This window comes from Roseovarius sp. THAF9, assembly GCF_009363715.1.
GTDB lineage: Bacteria > Pseudomonadota > Alphaproteobacteria > Rhodobacterales > Rhodobacteraceae > Roseovarius.
Map to the genome: position 1 here is coordinate 2,929,685 of NZ_CP045404.1, position 22,864 is coordinate 2,952,548.

The window sequence follows — 22,864 nt, forward strand, 5'->3', positions numbered from 1 at the left end:
GCCATGTCTATCAGTGCAGAGCCAATCATTTACGGCCTAATCTTCATCGGGATCATGGTCCTGGTGCAGGGTCTTTACCTGACCGTCTTCGGACGCTCTATCAGCCTCAACAATCGCGTGAACCGCCGGCTGGAAATGCTCGACAAGAGCGGCAACCGCGAAGAGGTGATGGAAAAGCTGCGCAAGGAGATGGAACAGCATCTCAAGGCGCGCAAGATCCCGCTTTACTCGATCCTCGCGACCAAGGCCCAGATGGGGGCCATCGCGTTTTCGCCCAAGCAGTTGATGATGCTGATGGTGGCCTGTGCCTTCATCGCTTTCATCGGCCTGTCGGTCGGCACCAGCACGGCCTTGCCCGTGCGTGTCCTCGTTTCTCTTGCGATGGGCGTGGGCGGCATTTTCGTCTGGGTCAACATGAAGGCCGGCAAACGCATGGCCATGCTGGAAGAGCAGTTGCCCGACGCCATTGAACTCATGGTTCGCTCGCTTCGCGTCGGCCATCCCTTCACCTCGGCCATTTCCATTGTCGCCAACGAGGTCGCCGACCCGCTGGCCACCGAGTTCGGCGTCATCGCCGACGAGGCCGCCTATGGTCGCGACATCGGCGAGGCGCTCAAGGACATGGCCGAACGTCTGGACATGCAGGATTTGCGCTTTCTTGCCGTGGCCGTGACCATCCAGCAGCAATCGGGCGGTAACCTGGCCGAGATCCTGGATGGCCTGGCCAAGGTGATCCGCGCCCGCTTCCGCCTGTTCCGCCGCGTCAAGGCCATCACCGCCGAGGCGAAATGGTCCGGCAAGTTCCTGTCGGGTTTCCCGATCCTCGCGCTGATCGCGATCCAGATGATCAAGCCGGACTATTACGACGAGGCGATGGAACACCCCTACTTCATCCCGGCCTGCCTGGCCGTGGGCGGCTTCCTCATCGCGAACCTGTTCGTGATGCGCGCCCTCGTGAACATCAAAGTGTAAAGGCCACGACCATGTTGGACACGATTTCACAGTTCATGACCGATACGCTGGGCCCATTCGGCCCGCTGATCGCGGTGGGCACACTGGGCCTGCTTCTGGTCATCATGACGATCCCGATCCTGATCCGCGAGTCGAACGATCCGCTGGACAAGATCAAGAAGCAGTCGCGCAGCGGCCTGTCGACAGAGGACCAGAAGAAAAAGCTGCGCACCGGTCAGCGCAACGAGAAGCTGGACAAGTATGCGAAGTTCCTCGAACCCGAGGATGAAAAGCAGCTCAGCCAGATCCGCCTGACCCTGATGCAGGCCGGCTATCGCGGTCGCGACGCCGTGCGCTATTTCCACTTCGCGCAGTTTGCGCTCGGCATCGGCTTTCTGATCCTAGGCGTGCTCTACTTCATCGTGTTCCTCGCGGGCAACGACGATACCACGACCCAGCAGACGCTGATGTACATCCTTGGCCCCGGCGGCATCGGCTACATGATCCCCAAGTACTGGGTGACCAAGCGCCAGCAGCAGCGCCAGCAGGAAATCGAGGAGGGCTTTCCCGACAGCCTCGACATGATGCTGACCTGCGTCGAGGCGGGCCAGTCGCTCGACCAGGCGATCATCCGGGTGTCCAAAGAAATCCGCGCCTCCTACCCCGCGCTCTCCGAGGAATTCGAGATCGTCTCGCACCAGATCAAGGCCGGCCGCGACAAGCCCTCGGTCCTGAACGAGATGGCCGAACGCTGCGGCGTGCAGGATATTTCCAGCTTTGTAACCGTGCTTGTGCAATCACAATCCTTCGGCACCTCGATCGCCGACGCCCTGCGCGTCTATGCCGGCGAGATGCGTGACAAACGGGTCATGCGGGCCGAAGAAAAGGCCAACAAGCTGCCGACGAAGATGACATTGGCCACGATGATGCTTACAGTGCCACCATTGCTGATCATTCTGGTCGGCCCGTCGGTGTTGGGTATCATGGAACTCTTCTCGATGTCGGCCCAGTAACTACCGGACCAAAGATAGGCAGGCCCTCAGGGGCCTGTTAACACGAATAAGAGGCGGCAAAACCGGCATGGCACGAGCAGGGGTCTGGCTCCTTGTTTCCTTCGCTCTCGTCGCGGGCTGCGGCGCGGGCGCTTCGCGTGACCCTGACAATCCCTACGCCCCCGGCGTTGCAAAGGATGGCGAAGCCGTGGATTCCAAGCTGGTGGGTCACCGCCTCGTGGCCGCGGGCGAATTCGAGCTGGCGATCGACGCCTTTTCCCGCGCCGCGCTCGACGAAGGCATGAGCGCCGATGTGCTCGCGGGGCTGGGCACCGCCAATCTCGGCCTGGGGCGTCTGCACACCGCCGAACGCCTGCTGCGACAGGCCATCGAAAAGGACGAATTCTCGCCCGAAGTCTGGAACAACCTTGGCGTCGTCCTGCTGGAAAAGGGCGAAAACGGCGAGGCCGAACAGGTTTTCAAGAAGGCCTACGCGCTCGACAATGGCCAAAGTGACTCAATCCGCGACAATTTGCGGTTAGTTCTCGCAAAATCGGAAAATTCTCTTTATAGTGAAGAGTTAGAACAAGATTATAAGCTGGTGCGGCGCGGGAGCAGCGACTACCTGATCCGCAGTATACCAGGTTGAGGCAAAGGCAGTAAAAGGACGCAAAAAAATGCGCCATCCTATTCTTATGTGCATCTGCGTGGGCAGCGCATTTGCCCTTTCCGCTTGTGATGATAAGGCCGGCAAGGCCGATGTGGACCGGGCCTTGTCCGATCTCAACGTCGTCGACGAAAGCAACCTCGGCGATGTCATGCTGACCGTGGCAGACCCAAACGAGTCCGTGAAATATTTCCAGCGCACGCTGGGCGAAAAGCCTGACCGCATCGACGTGCGCCGCGGCCTCGCGCAATCTCTCATTCGCGCCAAGCGCCACACCGAGGCCGTCGCGGCCTGGAAAAACGTGGTCGAGCATGAAAAATCCACCAATGACGACCAGGTGGAATACGCCGACGCACTCATTCGCAACAACGAATGGAAACGCGCCGACGAGGTGCTGGATTCCGTCCCGCCCACCCACGAGACGTTCAAGCGCTACCGGCTCGAGGCGATGATCGCCGACAGCAACCAGAACTGGAAAAAGGCCGACAGCTTCTACGAGACCGCCATCGGCCTGACGACCACGCCCGCCAGTGTGATGAACAACTGGGGCTATTCCAAGCTGACCCGCGGCGATTTCCCCGCCGCCGAGCGCCTGTTCACCGACGCGATCCGGCAGGATGACAGCCTGTTCACCGCCAAGAACAACCTTGTGCTGGCCCGCGGCGCACAAAAGAAATATTCGCTGCCCGTCCTGCAGACCAGCCAGGAAGAGCGCGCGCAACTGCTCTACACGCTGGGCCTGTCGGCCATCAAGCAGGGCGACACCAGTATCGGCAAGGGCCTGCTGCGCGACGCCATCGACACCCATCCCCAGCATTTCGAGGCCGCCGCGCGCAGCCTGCAAGCGTTGGAAAATAACGTCGAGTAACCGGCAGACGAGGCGCGGGCCATGCCCTTTGATATCACCAGCTGGGCGGCGCTCTGGTTCCTGCCTTTCGTCACCCCGGTCTGTCTCTGGGTGATGTGGAGCGACCTCAAGGCCATGCGCATTCCCAATACTTCGGTGCTGACGCTGGCGGGGATCTTCGTGATCGTGGGCCTCTGGGCCGTCACCCCCTTCTGGCCGGACTACGCATGGCGCATTGCGATCATGGTCTTCGCGCTGGTGATCGGTTTCATCGCCAATGCCGGCGGGCTGATGGGCGCGGGTGACAGCAAGTTCATCGCCGCCGCGGCCTCCTTCATCGCCCCCGCCGACTGGCGGATCATTATGTTTCTCTTTGCCGCCAACCTCCTGGCCTGTTTCGTCACGCACCGCCTCGCGAAACACACGCCGCTGCGCCGGCTCGCCCCCGACTGGGTCAGCTGGGACCGCGGCAAGAAGTTCCCCATGGGCTTTGCCCTGGGTGCGACACTGGTGATCTATCTCGGCCTCGGCGCCGCCTACGGCGCCTGAGGCGCCTGCCCCAACGACGCCCGCGAGAGACCACAATTTCCGCATGATTTGATGCCATCCTGCCCCGGATTGCGCCGCTCAACGCGGTGCCTGAGACATGTCAACTTGTTGAAGAAAACGGGCAGAAAACCATGAACATGCAAGTGACCAGCGGCGTCCAGCCGCCCCCGCCGCCTTCCGGGCTCGACGAAATGCAGCTTCCCATCGTGATGATGCGGGACATCCTGCTGAAAACCATGTTCCGCAAGAACCTGGACATGGTCAGCGAAATCTCCGAGGCGATCTGCCTGCCCCGCGCCGTCACGCAGGAACTGGTGGACATGGCCCGCCAGCAACGCCTGCTCGAGGCGACCGGCACGCTCAACGCCAATTCGGGCGGCGAAATGGGCTTTCAGTTGACCGATGCGGGCAAGTCCCGTGCGCTCGACGCCCTGTCGCAATCGGAATATTTCGGCGCCATGCCGGTGCCGCTGGCCGTCTACCGCGAACAGGTCAAGCGCCAGTCGATCCGCAACATCCAGATCACCCGGGACGAACTGACCGGCGCGATGGGGCACCTGGTGCTGCCCGACGACCTGCTCGATCACCTCGGCCCCGCGGTGTCGGCCGGCCGCTCGATCCTGATGTATGGCCCGCCCGGCAACGGGAAATCCTCGATCTCGAACGGCATCCGCGACGCGATGGGCGACAAGATCTATGTCCCCCGCGCCATCGAATACGCGGGCCAGGTCATCACCGTCTACGACCCCATCGTGCATTCCAAGGCCGAGGTCGAGGTCGATGACCCCAACTCCCTGCGCCGCAAGCGCACCTTCGACACCCGCTACGTACGCTGCGAGCGGCCCACGGTCATCACCGGGGGTGAGCTGTCGCTCTCGATGCTTGACCTGGTCTACAACCCGACCGCACGGACCTACCAGGCGCCGCTGCAGCTCAAATCAACGGGGGGCATCTTCATCGTCGACGACCTTGGCCGCCAGGCCGAGCCGCCGCAAAGCCTCGTCAACCGCTGGATCGTCCCGCTGGAGGAATCCAAGGACATCCTCGCCCTGCAATCGGGCGAGAAATTCGAGGTGCCGTTCGACACGCTGGTCATTTTCTCGACCAACTTCCACCCCAACGAGATCTTCGACCAGGCCGCCCTGCGCCGGATCTTCTTCAAGATCAAGATCGACGGGCCGAACCAGCAGGATTTCCTCAAGATCTTCGCGATGGTGGCCAAGAAGCGCGGCATGCCGCTGGACGAGGACACCCTGCTGCACCTTCTGAAGGTCAAGTACCCGACCATCGACAACGTCTACGCCAACTACCAGCCGATCTTCCTCATCGACCAGATGATCTCGATCTGCGAATTCGAGGGCATCCCCTATCAGATGCGCCCCGACCTGCTCGATCGCGCCTGGGCGAACATGTTCGTCAAGAACGAAAAGATCGTGAAGTAAGCGCCGCCCGGAGTTTTCCAAAAACTCCGGGCAAAACTTTTCCTGAAAAGTTTTGCGGTTCCGCCTACATCTGGCGGATGACGTCGTTACCCCCTGTTTTCACCGAATGGTTCGCTTCGCGCGGCTGGTCCATCCACCCGCACCAGCAGGCGATGCTGGACCGTGCCGATGACCCCGCCCTTCTGCTCATTGCCCCCACCGGCGGCGGCAAGACGCTGGCCGGGTTCCTGCCCACGCTGGTCGATATCGCAGAGCACGGCCACGACGGGCTGCACACCCTCTACATCTCCCCGCTCAAGGCGCTCGCTGCTGACATCAAGCGCAACCTGACCACGCCTGTGTCAGAGATGGACCTGCCCATCCGCATCGAGGACCGCACCGGCGACACGTCCTCGTCGGCCAAGCGCCGCCAGCGCGCCGACCCGCCGCATATCCTGCTGACGACGCCCGAAAGCCTGGCGCTCCTCACCTCCTACGAAGACGCCCCCCGCATCTTCAAAGGGCTGAAACGGATCGTCGTCGACGAGATCCACGCACTGGCCGAGTCCAAGCGCGGCGATCAGCTTTTCCTCGCCCTCAGCCGCCTTCAGGCCATGTGCCCCGGCCTGCGCCGCGTGGGCCTCTCGGCCACGGTCGAGGACCCTCAGGCAATCGCCAAACTCCTCGCCCGCCACCCCGATCCGTGCGAGATCCTCATGGCCGATCCCGGCCCCGAGCCCGATATCGCCATGCTGCAAACCGATGCCACTCCACCGTGGTCCGGGGGCGGCGCGGCCTATGCGATCCCCGCCGTTCTGGAAGAGGTGAAACGCCACCGCATCACCCTCATCTTTCACAACACGCGCGCCCAGGCCGAGATTTTCTTTCACAACCTCTGGCTCGCCAACGAGGACGCCCTGCCCATCGGCATCCACCACGGCTCTCTCGACCGGGCGCAGCGCGAACGGGTCGAGGCCGCCATGCAACGCGGCGAGCTGCGCGCCGTTGTCTGCACCGGCAGTCTGGACCTTGGCATCGACTGGGGCGATGTGGACCTCGTGATCCAGGTCGGCGCGCCCAAGAACGTCAAGCGTCTGGTCCAGCGCATCGGGCGCGCCAACCACCGCTACAACGCGCCGTCAAAGGCGCTGCTCGTGCCCGCCAACCGCTTCGAGGTCATCGAATGCGTCGCAGCGTTGCAGGCCGTGCGCGACCACGATCTCGACGGCGAGCCACGCGGTCCCGGCCCCCGCGACGTGCTCTGCCAACATATCCTTATCCGCGCCTGCGCCGGGCCGTTCGATGCAGATGCATTGTTCGAGGAGGTCAAGACCGTCGGTGCCTACGCCTCCCTGACCCGCGCCCAGTTCGACGCCTGTCTCGATTTCTGCGCCACCGGTGGCTATGCCCTTCGCGCATATGACCAATGGCAGCGCCTGCTCAACCGCGACGGGCTGTGGCAGCTGCGCGACCCGCGCAGCGCCCGCCTGATCCGGATGAATATCGGCACCATTCAGGATGCCGATTTGCTCAAGGTTCGCATGCGCCGCAACCGCGGCGGCAAGCCCCTGGGCGAGGTCGAGGAAGGCTTCGCAGCCTCCCTCACCCCCGGCGACACGTTTCTGATCGGCGGGCAGATCGTGAAATACGAGGGCCTGCGCGAAACCGTGGTCGAGGTCAGCCGCGACGCCGCGAAGAAACCCAAGATCGCCACCTTCGCCGGCACCAAGTTCGCCACCTCCACCCAGCTCAGCCAGCGCATCCTGTCGCTCCTGCACTCGGGCGACCACTCCGCCCTGCCCGCCCACACCGCCGACTGGATTGCGTTACAACAGGACGTGTCGCACCTCCCACAAGCGGGCCGCCTGCTCATCGAAAGCTTCCCCCATGACGGGCGCGAACACGCCTGCATCTACGGCTTCGCTGGCCGCAACGCGCAACAGACGCTGGGCCTGATCCTCAGCAAACGGATGGAGGAGATGCGTCTCGCCCCCATGGGGTTCGTCTCGACCGATTACGCCACGCTGATCTGGGGGCTGGAGCCGCTGACCGACGCCACCGGCCTTCTGGACCGCGCCGCGCTGCGCGAAGGCCTCGACAAGTGGCTGGCCGGTAACCAGCTGATAAAGCGTACCTTTCGCGCTTCGGCCACCATTGCGGGCCTGATCCAGCGCAACCTGCCCCAAGTCCGCAAATCCGGGCGGCAGGCGACGTTTTCCTCCGATATCCTCTACGACACGCTGGCCAAATATGACCCCGATCACCTGCTTCTGGACATCACGCGGCAAGAGGCGATGCGCGGCCTGATCGACTTTGGCCGGATCGAGGAAATGCTCGACCGCATCGGCGACCGCGTCGACCTGATCCGCCTGCCCCGCGTCACGCCCTTCGCCGCGCCCTTGTTCCTCGAAGCGGGGCGCACCCCTGTCGAAGGCAGCGCACAGGACCGGCTGCTCGAGGAAGAGACACAACGCCTGATGCAGGCTGCGGGCCTCGCCTGACCCTCCGAAAACCGCTTGCAAAATCAGTCGCCCCGCGTGATGAACGAAGCATGAACGGCTACGAGTTCACATTGGCAGGCGCCCGCCTCACCGCCCTCGGCTCCGGCGCGCTCTACTGGCGTGACCAGAACCTGCTTTGCGTGTCGGACATGCACCTTGGCAAGACCGAACGCCGCGCTCGGCTGGGCGAGGCGCAACTGCCCCCCTACGAGACGCACGATACGCTGTCGCGGCTTCAGGCCGACCTGGAAGCCACCGGTGCCCATACCGTCATCTGCCTCGGCGACAGCTTCGACGATGCGCTCGCCGCCCGCGCCTTGCTGGAGGCAGAAAAACTCTGGATCAGCCGCCTTCAGGCCGGCCGCCGCTGGGTCTGGATCGAGGGCAACCACGATCCCGGCCCCGTCGACCTCGGCGGCGCGCACCTGTTCGAGTTGCCCGTGCCGCCGCTGACCTTCCGCCACATCGCGCAACCGGGCTATTCCGGCGAGGTGTCGGGGCACTACCACCCCAAGGTCACGCTGCCCGTCCGGGGCCGCGCCATCACCCGCCCCGCCTTCCTGCTCGACAGCGACCGCCTGATCATGCCCGCCTACGGCACCTATACCGGAGGCCTGCGCAGCCACGACACCGCGCTCTGCGACCTCATGCGCCCCGAGGCGCTGGCGATCCTGACGGGCAAGACGCCCCATCCCGCGCCCATGCCGCGCGGCGCCAAGGCATGACCGGCACTGTTCCTATTCACACGCGCACGGCCTAGACCGTCTAAAGACCCCACGGAGACCACAGCCCCATGTCTGCCCCCTTCGAGACCCGCATCCGCGACAGCTTCGCCCGGCAATCCATGATGCAAACGCTGGGCGCCACGCTCACCGGCATCGCCGAGGGGCGGGTCGAGATCACCGCCCCCATCCTCGAGGGCAGCCGCCAGCAGCAGGGCGTCGCCCATGCCGGCCTGACCTTCGCCATCGGCGACAGTGCTGCGGGCTATTCCGCGCTGACCCTGGTTCCCGAGGGGATGGAAGTGATGACCACTGAGATGAAGATCAACCTGCTGGCCCCCGGCGCGGGCGACGCCCTCGTCGCCCGGGGTCGGGTGATCAAACCCGGTCGCCGCCTGATGGTGGTGCAATCGGATATTTTTGCCGTGACCGATGGCGCGGAGCGCCACATCGCCATGATGGTCGGCACCATGATTCCAGTGGACCTGTAGCGGCGCGCGCCCCGGATAATCTGCGACCAAGTCTACCAAAAAATGAGGGAAGTCCCCGCCCGTGGGGGCGGTGGGGGGCTGCCCGGCGGAGGCCACCGGGCAAGAGGTCTCAGGCCGTCAGCCCTTCGGGCTCCGACAACCCGTTGGCGCGGCAGCAGGCCGTCACCGTGTTGGCCAGCAGGCACGCGATGGTCATCGGCCCCACGCCGCCCGGCACCGGGGTGATCGCCCCAGCACGCGCCGCGCAGGACTCATAATCCGCATCGCCCACCAGCTTGTTCTTGCCGTCGCGCTCGATCCGGTTGATGCCCACGTCGATCACGGTGGCCCCTTCCTTGATCCAGTCGCCCGGCACCATCTCGGGCCGGCCCACGGCGGCCACCACGATATCTGCGCGGCGCACGACCTCGGGAAGATCTTTTGTGCGGCTATGCGCGATGGTCACGGTGCAGCTGTCGCCCAGCAAAAGCTGCGCCATCGGCTTGCCCACGATGTTCGAGCGCCCGACAACCACCGCGTCCATGCCGGAAAGGCTCCCATGGTGTTCACGCAGCATCATCAGACAGCCCAGCGGCGTGCAGGGCACCATGCTTTTCTGTCCCGTGCCCAGCAGGCCCACGTTCGAGATATGAAACCCGTCCACGTCCTTGGCCGGGTCGATCGAGTTGATCACCAGGTCGGAATCCAGATGATCCGGCAGCGGCAGTTGCACAAGGATGCCATGCACGTCCTTGTCGTTGTTCAGCTTGTCGATCAGCGCCAGCAGATCCTCCTCCGAGGTGTCCGCCTCCAGCTTGTGCTCGTAGGAATTCATGCCGACCTCGACGGTCTGCTTGCCCTTCGAACGCACGTAAACCTGACTCGCCGGGTCCTCGCCCACCAGCACCACGGCCAGCCCCGGCGTGATGCCATGCTCTTCCTTCAGGCGGTCCACGTGTCCCGCCACCTTCTCGCGCACTTTTGCGGCAAACGCCTTGCCGTCGATAATCTCTGCCGTCATGTCTTTCCTCCCGGCCCGAAAATGGTCCCCCACCCTATACCTTTGGCACGGGGCGGGGGAAACCGGTCCTTTAGAACAATCCTTCGATTTCGCCCTGGTCGTTCAGGCGGATGGATTCGGACGCCGGTCGGCTGGGCAGGCCCGGCATGGTCATGATCTCGCCGCAGACGACGACGACGAAGCCCGCACCCGCCGACAGGCGCACTTCGCGCACCGGGACCGAGTGGCCCGTGGGCGCGCCGCGCTGCGTGGGATCGGTCGAGAAGCTGTATTGCGTTTTCGCCATGCACACCGGCAGGTTGCCATAGCCCTGCTCTTCCCAGCTCTTCAGCTGGTCTCGCACCTTCTTGTCCGCGATCACCTCGTCGGCGCGGTAGATCTTCTTGGCGATCGTTTCGACCTTCTCGAACAGGCCCATCTCGTCGGGGTAGATCGGCTTGAAGTCCGCCTCGCCCTTCTCGATCGTCTCGACCACTTTCGTCGCCAGATCCGCCGAGCCTTCCGAGCCCAGCTCCCAGTGGCGGCTCAGCACCGCCTCGGCGCCGTTTTCGGCCACGAAGTCCTTCACCGCCTGCACCTCGGCATCGGTGTCGGTCACGAAGTGGTTGATCGCCACCACCACCGGTACACCGAAAGACTTAACATTCTCGATATGCCGGCCCAGGTTCGGGCAGCCCGCCTTCACCGCGTCCACGTTCTCGGCGCCAAGGTCCGCCTTGGCCACGCCGCCGTTCATCTTCATCGCCCGCACCGTGGCGACCAGAACCACCGCCGACGGCGCGATCCCGGCCTTGCGGCACTTGATGTTCATGAACTTCTCGGCGCCCAGGTCCGCGCCGAAGCCAGCTTCCGTCACCACGTAATCGGCGAGTTTCAGCGCCGTCTTCGTGGCGATGACCGAGTTGCAGCCATGCGCGATGTTGGCGAACGGGCCGCCATGCACGAAGGCCGGGTTGTTTTCCAGCGTCTGCACCAGGTTGGGCTGCATCGCGTCCTTCAGAAGAACGGTCATCGCGCCCTCGGCCTTGATGTCGCGGCAATAGACCGGGCTGCGGTCGCGGCGATAGGCCACGATCATCGCGCCCAGCCGCTCCTCGAGGTCCTTGAGGTCCTTGGCCAGGCACAGGATCGCCATGACCTCCGAGGCCACGGTGATGTCGAAGCCATCCTCGCGGGCAAAGCCGTTGGCCACGCCGCCCAAGCTGGACGTGATCTGACGCAGCGAGCGGTCGTTCATGTCCACGACCCGGCGCCAGACGATCCGGCGGGTGTCGATCTCGGCGTCGTTGCCCCAGTAGACGTGGTTGTCGATCATCGCGCTCAAGAGCGCGTGGGCCGAGGTGATCGCGTGGAAGTCGCCGGTGAAGTGCAGGTTCATGTCCTCCATCGGCACGACCTGGGCATAGCCGCCACCCGCGGCGCCGCCCTTCATCCCGAAGTTCGGGCCCAGGGACGCTTCGCGGATGCAGATCATCGCCTTCTTGCCGATGTGATTGAGGCCGTCGCCCAGGCCCACGGTCGTGGTGGTCTTGCCCTCGCCCGCCGGCGTCGGGTTGATCGCGGTCACCAGGATCAGCTTGCCGTCCTCGTTGCCCTGGACCGAGTTGATATATTCCTGGCTCACCTTCGCCTTGTCATGCCCGTAAGGCAGCAGATGTTCGCCCGGAATCCCAAGCTTGTCGCCAATCTCCTGGATCGGCTTCTTCGATGCCGCACGCGCAATCTCGATGTCTGATTTGTGGCTCATTGTGTCTTCCCTTTGGACATAAGCGATGATGCTTCGGGAACAGCCATACAAACTAGAGGGGCCTCACCCGGTCAGGAATCCGACATTTCCGAGGGCTGATGCGGCAGCCTGTCGCGCCCGCGTTTCACATCGGAAACAGCTCGCGCTCAGAAGGACTTGCCGCTCAGGCAGGCCTCCAGATGCAACCAAGGCCGCTGGTCCGGCACGTGCAGGCGCATCCGGTCGCCCACGCGCAGCGGGCCGGGCCGTTCCACCCAAGCCGTGACGCCCCGCCGGTGCGCCGCGGCGGGTTTGAAGAGCTTGCCCAGACCGGGATGGTCTTTTTCCAACTCCTTGGCGGGCCAGATGCAGGGCCGGTTCTCCATGTCCACGATCAGCGCCGTGCCGCTGTCGGTCTGCAAGCGCGACGAGGGCGGCAGGCGACTGAAATCGTCGATGCCTTTCAGCACCAGCGACGCGCCCAGCCATTCCGGGCGCAGGCTGTCGATCCCGATCTCCTGCGCGATCGCCGCCATCTCTTCGGCGGACACGATGGACAACTGCCGCACATTGGCAATCTCGGTGCCTTCCGCGTGCTGGTCCTTTACCCGCACACAGGCGGGCCGCGTCCGCCCACCGTGGAACTCGCCGGGCACGCCGTCCCAAGTCAGATCCACCTGCTCCATCGGGGCCGAGCGGATATCGCTCTCCTGGTCCGCAACGCACCCGATCCAGGTGATTTCGGCATAGTGGTCAGTGGGTATCAATGCGGGCATGGTGTTTTCCGGGACGTCGGACACAGTTTCGACCTGTCACACCGGCAGGTCAATCGTGGGACGCACCGGAATTTTCCGAAAATTCCGACCCGTTTTCTTTGCAAGAAAACGGCCTTGCTCAAACCGACAGGGTAAAGAACATCCGGCGGAACGGAAACAGGACAGAGCCATCCGCGCGCACCGGGTAGGCCGCGTGCATCGCTTCCTCGTAGCGCTTGATCAGCGCCGCCTTCTCGTCCTCGTCCAGCGCCTCCAGCACGGGGCGGGCATAGGTGCTTTCGGTGAAGCGGCGCACCGGGTGACTGCCCGGTTCGGCCATCAGGCGCTGGTAATACTCGGTTTCCCACAAACGGAACTGGCCCATGCCGGACAAAAGCTCGTCGTATTTCACCGGGGCCATGACGCCGGGCGTGCCCATCTTCTCGACCCGGCCCGGGAACATTTCCTCGACCAGGCTCAGCCACACGCGGTGCGACGGCGCCTTGTTCTGATGCGGCATCTGTACCGCCAGCGTACCGCCCTTGGACAGCATCCGCGCCAGCCGGGGCAGCAATTGCTCGTGGTTGCCCACCCAGTGCAGCGCAGCGTTGGAAAAGATCAGTCCGGGCGTTCGCGAGGGCGTCCACTCCGCGATGTCAGCCTGGCTGAAACTGTCGTAACCCTTGGCGGCGCGGGCCTTTTCCAGCATCGCGGGGCTGGCATCGACCCCGATCACCTTGCGGCTGCCGGCCCGCGCCCGCAGCGCATCGCCCAAGGCACCGTTGCCACAGCCAAGGTCGTAGATGTCGCCCGCGCCCATGCTGCTGATCGTGTTGACCAGGTCCAGGCCCGGACGCAGCCGCAGATCATGGAACCGGGCGTAGGCGCCCGGGTTCCAGTCGGTCTTCGCGTTGGTCGTCGTCGTCACGCTGTCGGTTCCGGCTCCATGCCGCCATCCGGCGGTGTCGACTTCGGCTTGGTCTTGGGAATGGCCGTCAGCGACGGCTTGTCGTCCTTCTGAGGCGTGCCGCCCCGATCGTCATCCGCCTCGGGCGGATCGCCATTGATCACGCGCTCGATCTCCTCGCCGGTCAGGGTCTCGTATTCCAGCAGGCCCTGTGCCAGACGCTCCCACTCTTCCTGCTTGTCAGTCAGGATGTCATGGGCCCGCTGGTAAGCGTCGTCGATCATGCGCTTCACCTCGTCCTCGATCAGCTCTTTCGTGTGAGCCGAGATCGAGAAACCGCCGGCGCTGTTGCCCATGTAACCTTCGTGCGCCTGCTCGTAATCAACGTTGCCCACCTTGTCGGACATCCCCCAGCGCAGCACCATCGCACGGGCCAGCGAGGACGCCTGCTGGATATCGCCCGCGGGGCCGTTCGATACCGCGTCGGGGCCGTACTTGATGATCTCGGCCGCCTTGCCGGCCATGGTCATCGCCAGCTTTTCCTCGCATTCCGACTTGTGCCAGTTCAGGCGGTCGATCTCGGGCAGGCTGACCACCATGCCCAACGCACCGCCGCGCGGGATGATCGTCGCCTTGTAGACCGGATCGCATTGCGGCAGCGCGAGGCCCACGATGGCATGACCGGCCTCGTGATAGGCGGTCTTTTCCTTCTGCTCGGGCGTCAGGACCATGGATCGCCGCTCGGCGCCCATCATGACTTTGTCTTTGGCCTGCTCGAAATCGACCATCGACACGAACCGCCGGCCGACACGGGCGGCCATCAGCGCCGCCTCGTTCACAAGGTTGGCCAGATCCGCACCCGAGAAACCGGGCGTACCGCGCGCGATGATGCGCAGGTCCACGTCGGGGCCCAGCGGAGTCTTTCGGGCGTGTACGCCCAGAATCTTCTCGCGGCCCTTGATGTCGGGGTTGGGCACCGTCACCTGGCGGTCGAACCGGCCCGGACGCAGCAGCGCGGGGTCCAGCACGTCCTTGCGGTTGGTGGCCGCGACGATGATCACGCCTTCATTGGCCTCGAACCCGTCCATCTCGACCAGCAACTGGTTGAGGGTCTGTTCGCGCTCGTCATTGCCGCCGCCATAGCCGGCGCCACGGTGCCGGCCCACGGCGTCGATCTCGTCGATGAAAACAATACAGGGCGCATTCTTCTTGGCCTGTTCGAACATGTCGCGCACGCGGGACGCACCGACACCCACGAACATCTCGACGAAGTCCGAACCCGAAATGGTGAAGAATGGCACGCCCGCCTCGCCCGCAATCGCACGGGCCAGCAGTGTCTTACCGGTACCCGGAGGCCCGACCAGCAGCGCGCCCTTGGGGATCTTGCCACCCAGGCGCGAGAATTTCTGCGGGTTACGCAGGAATTCGACGATCTCTTCCAGCTCTTCCTTGGCCTCGTCGATGCCGGCCACGTCGTCAAACGTCACGCGGCCATGCTTTTCGGTCAGCATCTTGGCCTTGGACTTGCCAAAGCCCATGGCGCCGCCCTTGCCGCCGCCTTGCATGCGGTTCATGAAGTAGATCCACACACCGATCAGCAGCACGAAAGGCAGAAGCGAAATCAGGAAGGTCTGAAAGCCGGATTGTTCCTGCGATTCCGCCTTGATCGGTATATCCTGCTCCAAAAGCAGCGACGTCACCTCGGCATCTTCGGGCTTGATGGTCGAGTAATTGTTGCCGTCCTCGCCCCTGAACCGCACGTTTTCACCGTCCAGCGTGACCTCGGACACCTCGCCGTCCTCGACCGCCTCGACGAATTCCGAATAGGGAATTGCCTGACTTTGCAATGTGTTGCCGGATCCGTTGAACAGGCTGAACAGCGCCATGATCAACAGGAACAGGACCAACCAAAAGGCGAAGTTTCTCGCGTTGCCCAAGGGCTTTCTCCTCACGTGATGCCGGGCCTGACCTACCACAGGGCCCGTGTATGATAAATAGAGATCGTTAAGTGATGTTCAATGCGCAAGGATGCTGGCAAAGAACATGTCTTCATCCCGCAAAAGTGTTGCAGTCCAGCCCTCTGAAAACCCCGCAAGCGGCGCCGCGACCAAATGCCCGCCCCGCCAGACCGCCGGACTGGCCAAGAGCGACGCCCGTGGCAACCCCGGCTGCACCCGCTCTGCGCACTGCGCCAGACCCGCCTCGCCGAGCGCGGCCACCTCGGCCCCATCGGGCCACGGCCCGTCCAGTTGCCAGCGGCCGTCCCACGCCTCACCCGGCGCGGTCCGCACCTGCGCCACCGCCTTCGGCTCGCGCGAGAACCGCAGTTGATCCGCCCCCACGCTCATCATCACCCCGTGCAAGGTCATGCCGTTGCCACCGCTAATCGCCTCCAGCATCAGGTCCACCGCCTTGCCGCGCGGACCGTAATCCGCGCCGCTGATCCAGCGCAGGATCTCCTGCACCATGCGGCGGCAGATGTCGCGTGGCAGGGTCCGGAAGCCCTTGCACTCGACCATCACGTCGCCCCGGTCGAAACTGACGAGGTTGCGCGCCGCCAGAAAAACATACCAATACAGCGTGCTGCGCACCTCGCCCAGGTGGCGGGCGACATTGCCCAGCCCCCGCGCGGTCACGCCAAGGTCTTCCAGCGCGGTCAGCGCCTTGCGCACCCGCGCCCGTTCAAAGGCGTCGTCCTCGTTGGTCGGATCGTCGACCCAAGCCAGACCCTCGTATTCCACCAGCACACGCAGCTCGGCGCGCGACACCTGCAACAGCGGGCGGCGGAACTCCACCGCGCCCTGCCGCCAGCTTGGCGCCATTGCCGCCAGCCCATCGACCCCCGCCTCGCGCATCAGCCGCATGACAAAGGTCTCGGCCACGTCGTTCAGCGTATGGCCCAGCGCCACGTCGGTGATCTGCTCCGTCTCGGCCCAGTCCGCGATCAGGCCGTACCGCGCGCGCCGCGCCTGGTCGGGCAGGTTTCCCGCACCGTCCCAGCCGCGCCATTCCAGCGTCTTGTGCGGAACGTCCAGCCGGGCACAGAGCTCCGCCACGCCCGCCGCCTCATCGCGCGACGCCGCGCGCAGACCGTGATCCACCGTCACCGCGTAAGGGTCCGGCCCGTCCTGCGCCGCCCACTGCCGGGCCAGCAGCAGCAAGCCCAGCGAATCGCTGCCTCCGGACACGGCAATGCCCAGCCGCTTGGGCCGGGCAGTCCCGAATGTCGCCACGAATTGATCAAGAATATGCGCCGTGGGGCTGTTCACGAACACCCAAGGTTCTGCATCGCCGAGGCCGCTTGCCCCACCGCGGGCGATTGCGGAAAGCGCTGCGCCACCTCTCCCAGGGTCAGGCAAGCCTCGTTGGTCTGGCCCAGCGCGCCCAGCGACCGGCCAAGCAGGAACAGCGCCTGCGGCGCTTGCGGGCCGTCCGGCGCGGTGCTGAACGTGTCCAGATAGGCGCGCGCCGCACCCGTCATGTCATTGGCCTGCTCCAGCGCCTCGCCACGCTTCAGCCCGGCCTGCGCCTCCATCGGGCTGCCGGGATAGTTGGTGGTGAAACGCTCGAACTGCTCGGCCGCGGCGGCGTACTCGCCCGCCTCGAACGCCGCCATGGCCGTGTCGAAATCGGCCTGCTCGGCCGCGGCCATCTGAACGCCGCTGTCGTTGCCCGTGGTGCCGCCCGTGGTCGCTGTGCCAGTCGTGTCGGTGGCCGGCGCGGTGCTCGTCGTGCCTTGCCCGGACGTCGACGGCTCGACCCCGCCCAGCGTGTCGCCGGGCTCGATGCTGCCGATATCACAGGAAGGCTCCAACTCGCAGATCCGGAATTCCAGGTCGCCCACGCGGTTGGTTCCGTCGGTCACCACGCTGTCGATACGAAACTCCAGTTCCTCGGTCTTCGAGGTCAGGCGCTGCAACTCGGACTCAATGGTGTTCACCCGGTCCAGCACGCTTCCGCCTACGGTCGCGTTGCCGCTGGCGCCGGTGGTGTTCAGCTCTCGCTTCAGCTTCTGCAATTCGACATAGAGCACCGATAGCTCCTGCCGGATATCCGCCAGAGTTTCGGTATTGGCCTGGGCCGAGGCCGCAACCGGCCCCATCCCGAACGCGGCCACCACGAGGCCCAGTATTACACGACGCATGTTCACCCCACCATTCGTCCTAGCTTGTCGGCACCGCCGAGATCACCGTCACGGCGCGGCGGTTCTTGGCATAGCACGCTTCGTTACTGCAGATCTCCAGCGGGCGTTCCTTGCCATAGCTGATGACCTTCAGACGCGCCGGGCTGACCCCCTTCGAGATCAGGTATTCCTGTACCGCGTTGGCGCGGCGTGCGCCCAGCGCGATGTTGTATTGCCGCGTGCCCTGCTCGTCGGCGTGGCCTTCGATGATGGCGTTGTATGCCGTGTTCGTGGCCAGCCATTGCGCCTGCCCGTCCAGCGTCGCCGTCGCCGTGGGCGACAGGGTGGACTGGTCCACGGCGAACAGAACGCGGTCGCCAATCGTCTGCTGGAAATAGAGCGGCGATTGCGGATCCTGCGCGGTGCCCGCGACGCCGCTTGCCGTGCCGCTGGTGCCCGCGCCGTTGTTGTATTGATCGCCGAACCGGTCGGGATTGCTGCAGGCGCTCACCGCCAGCCCCGCCACCACGATCAGTGCCTTGCTCAGATGTTTCATTTCAGTGCCCCACTCGATGCTTTGTTGCTCTTGAATTGGTTAATATCATAGGCCCGTAACGGATGCATGTCCCTTTTGCGGCCTCAGTTCTGCAGCGGCCCCCAGGACGGATCCGACGCGCCGGTCTCGGTGCGGACCTGCTTGAGGTTGCGCCCGGTGATGTCCACCGACCACAGGCTCGACGTGCCCTGCGCGCCTTGGGTTTCGCGGGTGAACATGATGACCCGGCCATTGGGGGCCCAAGTCGGGCTCTCGTCCAGGAAGGACGCGGTCAACAGGCGCTCCTCGCTGCCATCGGTGCGCATCACGCCGATATGGAACCGGCCTTTGGATTGCTTGGTAAAGGCAATCAGATCGCCGCGCGGCGACCAGACCGGCGTGCCATAACGGCCCTGGCCGAAGCTGATCCGCGTTGCCTCGCCGCCACTGGCGGGCATCACGTAAAGCTGCGGCGTGCCCGAGCGGTCGGATTCGAACACGATCTTGCTGCCATCCGGGCTAAAACTCGGCGCGGTCTCGATCGACGGCGTCGTGGTCAGGCGCGAGGTTTGCCCGGACGCGATATTCAACTGGTAAAGGTCGGTGTTGCCGCCCGTGGTCAGGCTATAGACGATGGTCTGCCCGTTGGGCGCAAAGCGCGGCGCGAAACTCATCTCGCCATCGGCGGCATTCAGCACGTTGCGGCCCGCCGTGGCCACGTCCAGCACGTAGATCTTGGGAAAGCCGCTTTCATAACTGGTATATAGCACCCGGTCCCCATTGGGCGAGAACCGCGGCGCCAGCACGATCGACGCGCTGTCGGTCAGGTAGGTCACATTGGCGCCGTCGTAATCCATGATCGCCAGCCGCTTTTGCCGCGCATCCTTTGGCCCGGTTTCGGAGACAAACACGACGCGGCTGTCGAAATACGGGTCTTCGCCCGTCAGCCGTGAATACACCTGGTCCGAGACCTTGTGCGCAATGCGCCGCCAGCCATCCACGGTGCCCACGAATTGCAGGCCATCGCCCATCTGCTGCCCCGCGAACACGTCATAAAGCCGGAACTTCACGACGACCTTGCCGCTGTCATCCACATTGACGCCACCCACGATCAGCGCCTGCGCGTTGATCGCCTTCCAGTCGGCGAACTGCACCGGGCTGGAAAACGCGGTGACGCGCGCGATATGCGCGTCCTGCGGAATTTCGCGGAAAAGACCCGTGCCGGTCAGGTCGGCGGCGATAACCCGCGTGATATTGGCCGCCATCTCCTGCGCCTGGGCGCTCTCGGCCACGAAATTCGGCACGGCAAAGGGCAAGGGCTCGATCACGCCCTCGGTGATTTCGATCCTCAGCGGCCCGCTGCGCTCTTCCTGCGCCATCACCGGCGCCGCAAGGCCTGCAAGGATCGCCACAAGGGCCAGAAATACTCTCATGTCACTGCTCCCCTTCGACACCTGGGTCGAATGTCATTTCTATCTCGCGCCACGCCTCGTACTGATCGGCTGGCAGGTCATACCCGTCGCGCCCGCATCTCAGGATGGCACGTGGCGCCACCATGAAAGAGTCCGTGTCGGACATTTCACGGGGAATTGAGCGCAGGCTTTCGTCAATCACGGTGCCATCCCGGTCCATCTTGAACGCTACGGTGACAACCGCGCCGCCCTCGGCCGGGTTCCAGCAGCGCTGTACGTCCTCGCGAAACCCGTCGATCCAGTCGGATGCCTGCGCCCCGGACACCGCCGCCGGGGCCAAAAGACCCGCCAGCACCGCCCCACCAATGATACCGTGCCGTTTCATCGGATCCGCATGTTCTCCGGGTTGAAGGTCATTTCGATCTCGCGCCATGTCGCGTATTTCTCGACCGGCAGGTCATATCCCCGCGCCCCGCAACGGATGATCGCCCGCCGCGCGGCCTCGAACGCTTGCTGTGCCGAGGAATTGCTGCCCCCCTCGCTGCTGATCATGCGGATCGAGTTCGTGACCGGGCGGCCATCCTCGGACATCGACACCGCCACCGTCACCGTGGTCGCCAGCGCGTCGGAACTCAGCGAGCCGACGTTCCAGCATTCCTGCACCGCCACGCGCAGCCCGTCCTTTTCCCCGGCGGTCAGCGGCGGGCCCTGCGGCGTGCCCTGCGATTGCGTGTCGGCGCCCAGCGCCTCGGCCAGCGCGTCGTTCACGGCCGAGCTGTCGGGGCTGGTGGCCTGCTGCGTCTCTGGTTCGGGGTCGGCCTGCTGCGCAGGCTCCTCGCGCGGCTCCGGGTCCGGGTCGGGCTGTGCCGCCGGTGTCGGCTGTTCGGGCCGCGTGCGCGGCCGGACCGAGCGTGTCGGCGCCGCAGAAGCGACTTCCTCGGCCTCGGTCACGATCTCGGTCGTGGCCTCCTGCCGGGCGGTTTCCTCCTGCTCAGGCGTCGGCTCCTCGGCCTGCTCCGAGGGCTCGGGGGCCTCTTGGTCCACGTCAGCGATCTCGACATCCGGCTCGGGCTGTTCCACCGCCTCGGGAGCGACACGCGGCGCGGGCCGGGGCTGCGGGCGATCCGACTGTTCGGGCGCCAGAACGGCGGTATCTTCCTGCGGCGGCGTCGGCTCCTGCGGCGCGTCGGCGATCTCGGCCTCCGGAACGGGCACCGGCTCGGGCTCGACGGCCTCGGGCACCGGGTCCGGCTCGGTACTCTCGGTCACTTCGGGCTGGTCCTGCTCGGGGGCCGTATCGGGCTCGGATGACAGTTCCGGCGCCTGCCCTTCCTCGGGCGGCTCGGGCGTGTCGACATTGGCGACCGCATCCGGCGACGGCTCGGCAACCATCGCGGCGTATTCCTCTTCCGAGACCGCCGTCACCTCGGTCACCTCGAACGGCAACGGCTCGGACTGAAACGCCCCGCCGAAGATGGCAAAGACGATCAGGCCCGTATGGGCCACACCGGAAATGATCTGCCCGGTGTCCAGCCGCATCTCAGCCGCCCTGCTCGTCAAGCGTGGGACCGCCGGTATCCGTCACCAGCCCGATATTGGCGAACCCGCCGCGATTGAGCGCGCCCATCACCTGCATCACGTCTGAATAGGGCACCGCCCCGTCCGCCCGCAGGAACACCCGCGTGCTGTCACGCTCCGTCGCGATGGCGCGCAGCCGGTTCACCAGCTCGCCGCGCTGCACCTCGGTGGTCTGAATCATCACGACTCCCTCGGCGGTCAGCGTCACGGTCAGCGGCTCTTCTTCCTCGCCCGGCAGCGCATTGGCCGCGGTCTCGGGCAGTTGCACCGGCACGCCCACGGTCATCAGCGGCGCGGCCACCATAAAGATGATCAGCAGCACCAGCATCACGTCCACAAAGGGCGTGACGTTGATCTCGGCCATCGGCCGGCTGCGGCCCCGGCCTCTGCGCCTGCGGCCCGTGTCACCTGATTTCTGAACGACGCCCGCACCCATGTCAGCTGTCCAATTGCCGACTTAGGATCGTCGCGAATTCGTCGGCAAACGCTTCGTAGCTGGCCACGATCCGATCGGCATCCGCACTCAGCTTGTTGTAGAACACCACCGCCGGAATGGCCGCCAGCAGGCCCAGACCCGTCGCCAGAAGCGCCTCCGCGATGCCCGGCGCCACGACAGCGAGGTTGGTGTTCTGCTGCTCGGCGATCTCGATAAAGGCGTTCATGATCCCCCAGACCGTGCCAAAGAGGCCCACAAAAGGCGACACCGACCCGATCGAGGCCAGAATTGTCAGTCCGCTCTGCAACTTCTCGCTTTCCTTCACGATGGCCACGTCCATGCTGCGGTCGATCCGCGCCGTGGCCCCCGCGATCAGCGCCCCGTCGGTGCGGTGCGACCGCCGCCATTCGCTCATGCCGGCGGCAAAAACGCGCTCGGATTGTCCCGCCGGGTCGGGTCCGATCTCGTCGAAGAGCTCATCCAACGGCTCACCCGACCAGAAGCGCCGGTCGAACGCCTCCGCCTCGGCGCGCGCCTTGCGATAGGTGATGGTCTTCTGGATGATGATCGACCACGCCCAGAAGGACGCCACGATCAGCATCAGCATCACCAGTTTCACGATAAGCGTCGCGCGTGCGAACAATCCCCACAGCGAGAAATCAATCTCCTGTGCCATTGCCAGGGTTTCTGCTTCCATCTGCCTGCTCTTTGCTCTGCCGGGCCTTGTTGACTGGCCGTACTGAGCGCGAAACTAGACGATTTCCAAGGGGAAAGCCAACCTCAACCGCATCCGCGCGGTCAATTGCAGGTGATCAATGCAGCATCAGGCGGATATTTGCCGGTAGCCGCGCCGGGTGGCCGGTCTCGTTGATGCACACGATGGTCACCTGCGCCGAAAAGATCAGCTCTTCACCGCGCAGGACATGCTGATCCATGACAAGCCGGGCGCCAGTGACCGTGGTCACGCTGGTCCGCACCTCAAGCTCGTCGTCGAACTTGGCCGGGTGATGATAGTCCGCCTCGACCCGCCGCACGGCGAACACCACGCCATCGTCGCGCCGCATCGCATTCTGGTCGACGCCAAGGCCCCGCACCCAGTCGCTGCGCGCACGTTCTATGTACCTGAGGTAATTGGCATAATAGACGATCCCTGCCATGTCGGTATCTTCGTAATATACGCGGATGGGAAACGTATGGACCATGCCTGACTTTTACGGTGCACGGGCGGCGGCGGCAATCCCAAAGAGGGGC

General features: G+C 64.6%; 23 protein-coding genes. 9 read left to right on the top strand and 14 right to left on the bottom strand.

Annotated elements, in window-relative coordinates:
• Nucleotides 1-3 precede the first annotated feature (3 nt).
• The 9 genes from FIU86_RS14430 to FIU86_RS14470 all read left to right on the top strand — a co-directional run bounded on the left by FIU86_RS14430 (nt 4) and on the right by FIU86_RS14470 (nt 9,141).
• The gene (locus FIU86_RS14430) at nt 4-972 is read left to right on the top strand and encodes a type II secretion system F family protein (RefSeq protein WP_152475722.1); all 969 of its coding nucleotides are present in this window, start codon (nt 4-6) and stop codon (nt 970-972) included.
• Nucleotides 973-983: 11 nt separating this feature from the next.
• The gene (locus FIU86_RS14435) at nt 984-1,964 is read left to right on the top strand and encodes a type II secretion system F family protein (protein ID WP_152475723.1); all 981 of its coding nucleotides are present in this window, start codon (nt 984-986) and stop codon (nt 1,962-1,964) included.
• 67 nt (nt 1,965-2,031) lie between these two features.
• On the top strand, nt 2,032-2,592 hold the full coding sequence (locus FIU86_RS14440; protein ID WP_152475724.1) for a tetratricopeptide repeat protein: 561 nt from the start codon (nt 2,032-2,034) through the stop codon (nt 2,590-2,592).
• 28 nt (nt 2,593-2,620) lie between these two features.
• A complete protein-coding gene (locus FIU86_RS14445; protein ID WP_152475725.1) occupies nt 2,621-3,478 on the top strand; it encodes a lipopolysaccharide assembly protein LapB in 858 nt (285 codons plus the stop codon).
• Nucleotides 3,479-3,499: 21 nt separating this feature from the next.
• Nucleotides 3,500-4,006, top strand: coding sequence for a prepilin peptidase (locus tag FIU86_RS14450; protein ID WP_152475726.1), 507 nt, complete (start codon nt 3,500-3,502; stop codon nt 4,004-4,006).
• Nucleotides 4,007-4,137: 131 nt separating this feature from the next.
• Nucleotides 4,138-5,448, top strand: coding sequence for an ATPase (locus FIU86_RS14455; protein WP_152475727.1), 1,311 nt, complete (start codon nt 4,138-4,140; stop codon nt 5,446-5,448).
• 77 nt (nt 5,449-5,525) lie between these two features.
• A complete protein-coding gene (locus FIU86_RS14460) occupies nt 5,526-7,928 on the top strand; it encodes a ligase-associated DNA damage response DEXH box helicase (RefSeq protein WP_152475728.1) in 2,403 nt (800 codons plus the stop codon).
• 50 nt (nt 7,929-7,978) lie between these two features.
• The gene (gene pdeM, locus FIU86_RS14465; RefSeq protein ID WP_152475729.1) at nt 7,979-8,653 is read left to right on the top strand and encodes a ligase-associated DNA damage response endonuclease PdeM; all 675 of its coding nucleotides are present in this window, start codon (nt 7,979-7,981) and stop codon (nt 8,651-8,653) included.
• Between the two features lie 68 nt (nt 8,654-8,721).
• Nucleotides 8,722-9,141 (top strand): PaaI family thioesterase, encoded by a 420-nt coding sequence (locus tag FIU86_RS14470; RefSeq protein ID WP_152475730.1) that lies wholly within the window; start codon nt 8,722-8,724, stop codon nt 9,139-9,141.
• 109 nt (nt 9,142-9,250) lie between these two features.
• Here the strand turns inward: FIU86_RS14470 and folD are convergent, their stop codons facing one another.
• The 14 genes from folD to ybgC form a co-directional block, all read right to left on the bottom strand.
• A complete protein-coding gene (gene folD, locus FIU86_RS14475; RefSeq protein WP_152475731.1) occupies nt 9,251-10,141 on the bottom strand; it encodes a bifunctional methylenetetrahydrofolate dehydrogenase/methenyltetrahydrofolate cyclohydrolase FolD in 891 nt (296 codons plus the stop codon).
• Between the two features lie 70 nt (nt 10,142-10,211).
• Nucleotides 10,212-11,888 (bottom strand): formate--tetrahydrofolate ligase, encoded by a 1,677-nt coding sequence (locus FIU86_RS14480; RefSeq protein WP_152475732.1) that lies wholly within the window; start codon nt 11,886-11,888, stop codon nt 10,212-10,214.
• A gap of 146 nt (nt 11,889-12,034) precedes the next feature.
• A complete protein-coding gene (locus FIU86_RS14485) occupies nt 12,035-12,643 on the bottom strand; it encodes an MOSC domain-containing protein (protein WP_152475733.1) in 609 nt (202 codons plus the stop codon).
• Between the two features lie 118 nt (nt 12,644-12,761).
• Nucleotides 12,762-13,469 (bottom strand): methyltransferase domain-containing protein, encoded by a 708-nt coding sequence (locus FIU86_RS14490; RefSeq protein WP_152477171.1) that lies wholly within the window; start codon nt 13,467-13,469, stop codon nt 12,762-12,764.
• A 77-nt stretch (nt 13,470-13,546) separates the two neighbouring features.
• The gene (gene ftsH / locus FIU86_RS14495) at nt 13,547-15,466 is read right to left on the bottom strand and encodes an ATP-dependent zinc metalloprotease FtsH (RefSeq protein WP_152475734.1); all 1,920 of its coding nucleotides are present in this window, start codon (nt 15,464-15,466) and stop codon (nt 13,547-13,549) included.
• Nucleotides 15,467-15,544: 78 nt separating this feature from the next.
• Entirely contained in the window at nt 15,545-16,798 is a 1,254-nt protein-coding gene (tilS, locus tag FIU86_RS14500) for a tRNA lysidine(34) synthetase TilS (protein ID WP_254703852.1), read from the bottom strand.
• The gene (ybgF, locus tag FIU86_RS14505; RefSeq protein ID WP_152475735.1) at nt 16,795-17,673 is read right to left on the bottom strand and encodes a tol-pal system protein YbgF; all 879 of its coding nucleotides are present in this window, start codon (nt 17,671-17,673) and stop codon (nt 16,795-16,797) included. The genes tilS and ybgF overlap by 4 nt, the downstream gene beginning before the upstream one ends.
• 19 nt (nt 17,674-17,692) lie before the next feature.
• Nucleotides 17,693-18,208: a peptidoglycan-associated lipoprotein Pal gene (gene pal / locus FIU86_RS14510; RefSeq protein WP_152475736.1), complete on the bottom strand. Its 516-nt coding sequence runs from the start codon at nt 18,206-18,208 to the stop codon at nt 17,693-17,695.
• An 83-nt stretch (nt 18,209-18,291) separates the two neighbouring features.
• Nucleotides 18,292-19,620 carry a Tol-Pal system beta propeller repeat protein TolB gene (gene tolB, locus FIU86_RS14515; RefSeq protein ID WP_152475737.1) on the bottom strand — a complete coding sequence of 443 codons (1,329 nt, stop codon included), beginning with the start codon at nt 19,618-19,620 and terminating at the stop codon, nt 18,292-18,294.
• Between the two features lies 1 nt (nt 19,621).
• Nucleotides 19,622-19,984, bottom strand: coding sequence for a cell envelope integrity protein TolA (locus FIU86_RS14520; protein ID WP_152475738.1), 363 nt, complete (start codon nt 19,982-19,984; stop codon nt 19,622-19,624).
• On the bottom strand, nt 19,981-21,138 hold the full coding sequence (locus FIU86_RS14525) for an energy transducer TonB (protein ID WP_368373132.1): 1,158 nt from the start codon (nt 21,136-21,138) through the stop codon (nt 19,981-19,983). The genes FIU86_RS14520 and FIU86_RS14525 overlap by 4 nt, the downstream gene beginning before the upstream one ends.
• A 1-nt stretch (nt 21,139) precedes the next feature.
• The gene (tolR, locus tag FIU86_RS14530) at nt 21,140-21,613 is read right to left on the bottom strand and encodes a protein TolR (protein ID WP_057791869.1); all 474 of its coding nucleotides are present in this window, start codon (nt 21,611-21,613) and stop codon (nt 21,140-21,142) included.
• A gap of 1 nt (nt 21,614) precedes the next feature.
• Nucleotides 21,615-22,310 (bottom strand): protein TolQ, encoded by a 696-nt coding sequence (gene tolQ / locus FIU86_RS14535; RefSeq protein ID WP_152475739.1) that lies wholly within the window; start codon nt 22,308-22,310, stop codon nt 21,615-21,617.
• Nucleotides 22,311-22,425: 115 nt separating this feature from the next.
• Nucleotides 22,426-22,815 carry a tol-pal system-associated acyl-CoA thioesterase gene (gene ybgC, locus FIU86_RS14540; RefSeq protein ID WP_152475740.1) on the bottom strand — a complete coding sequence of 130 codons (390 nt, stop codon included), beginning with the start codon at nt 22,813-22,815 and terminating at the stop codon, nt 22,426-22,428.
• Nucleotides 22,816-22,864: the final 49 nt, after the last annotated feature.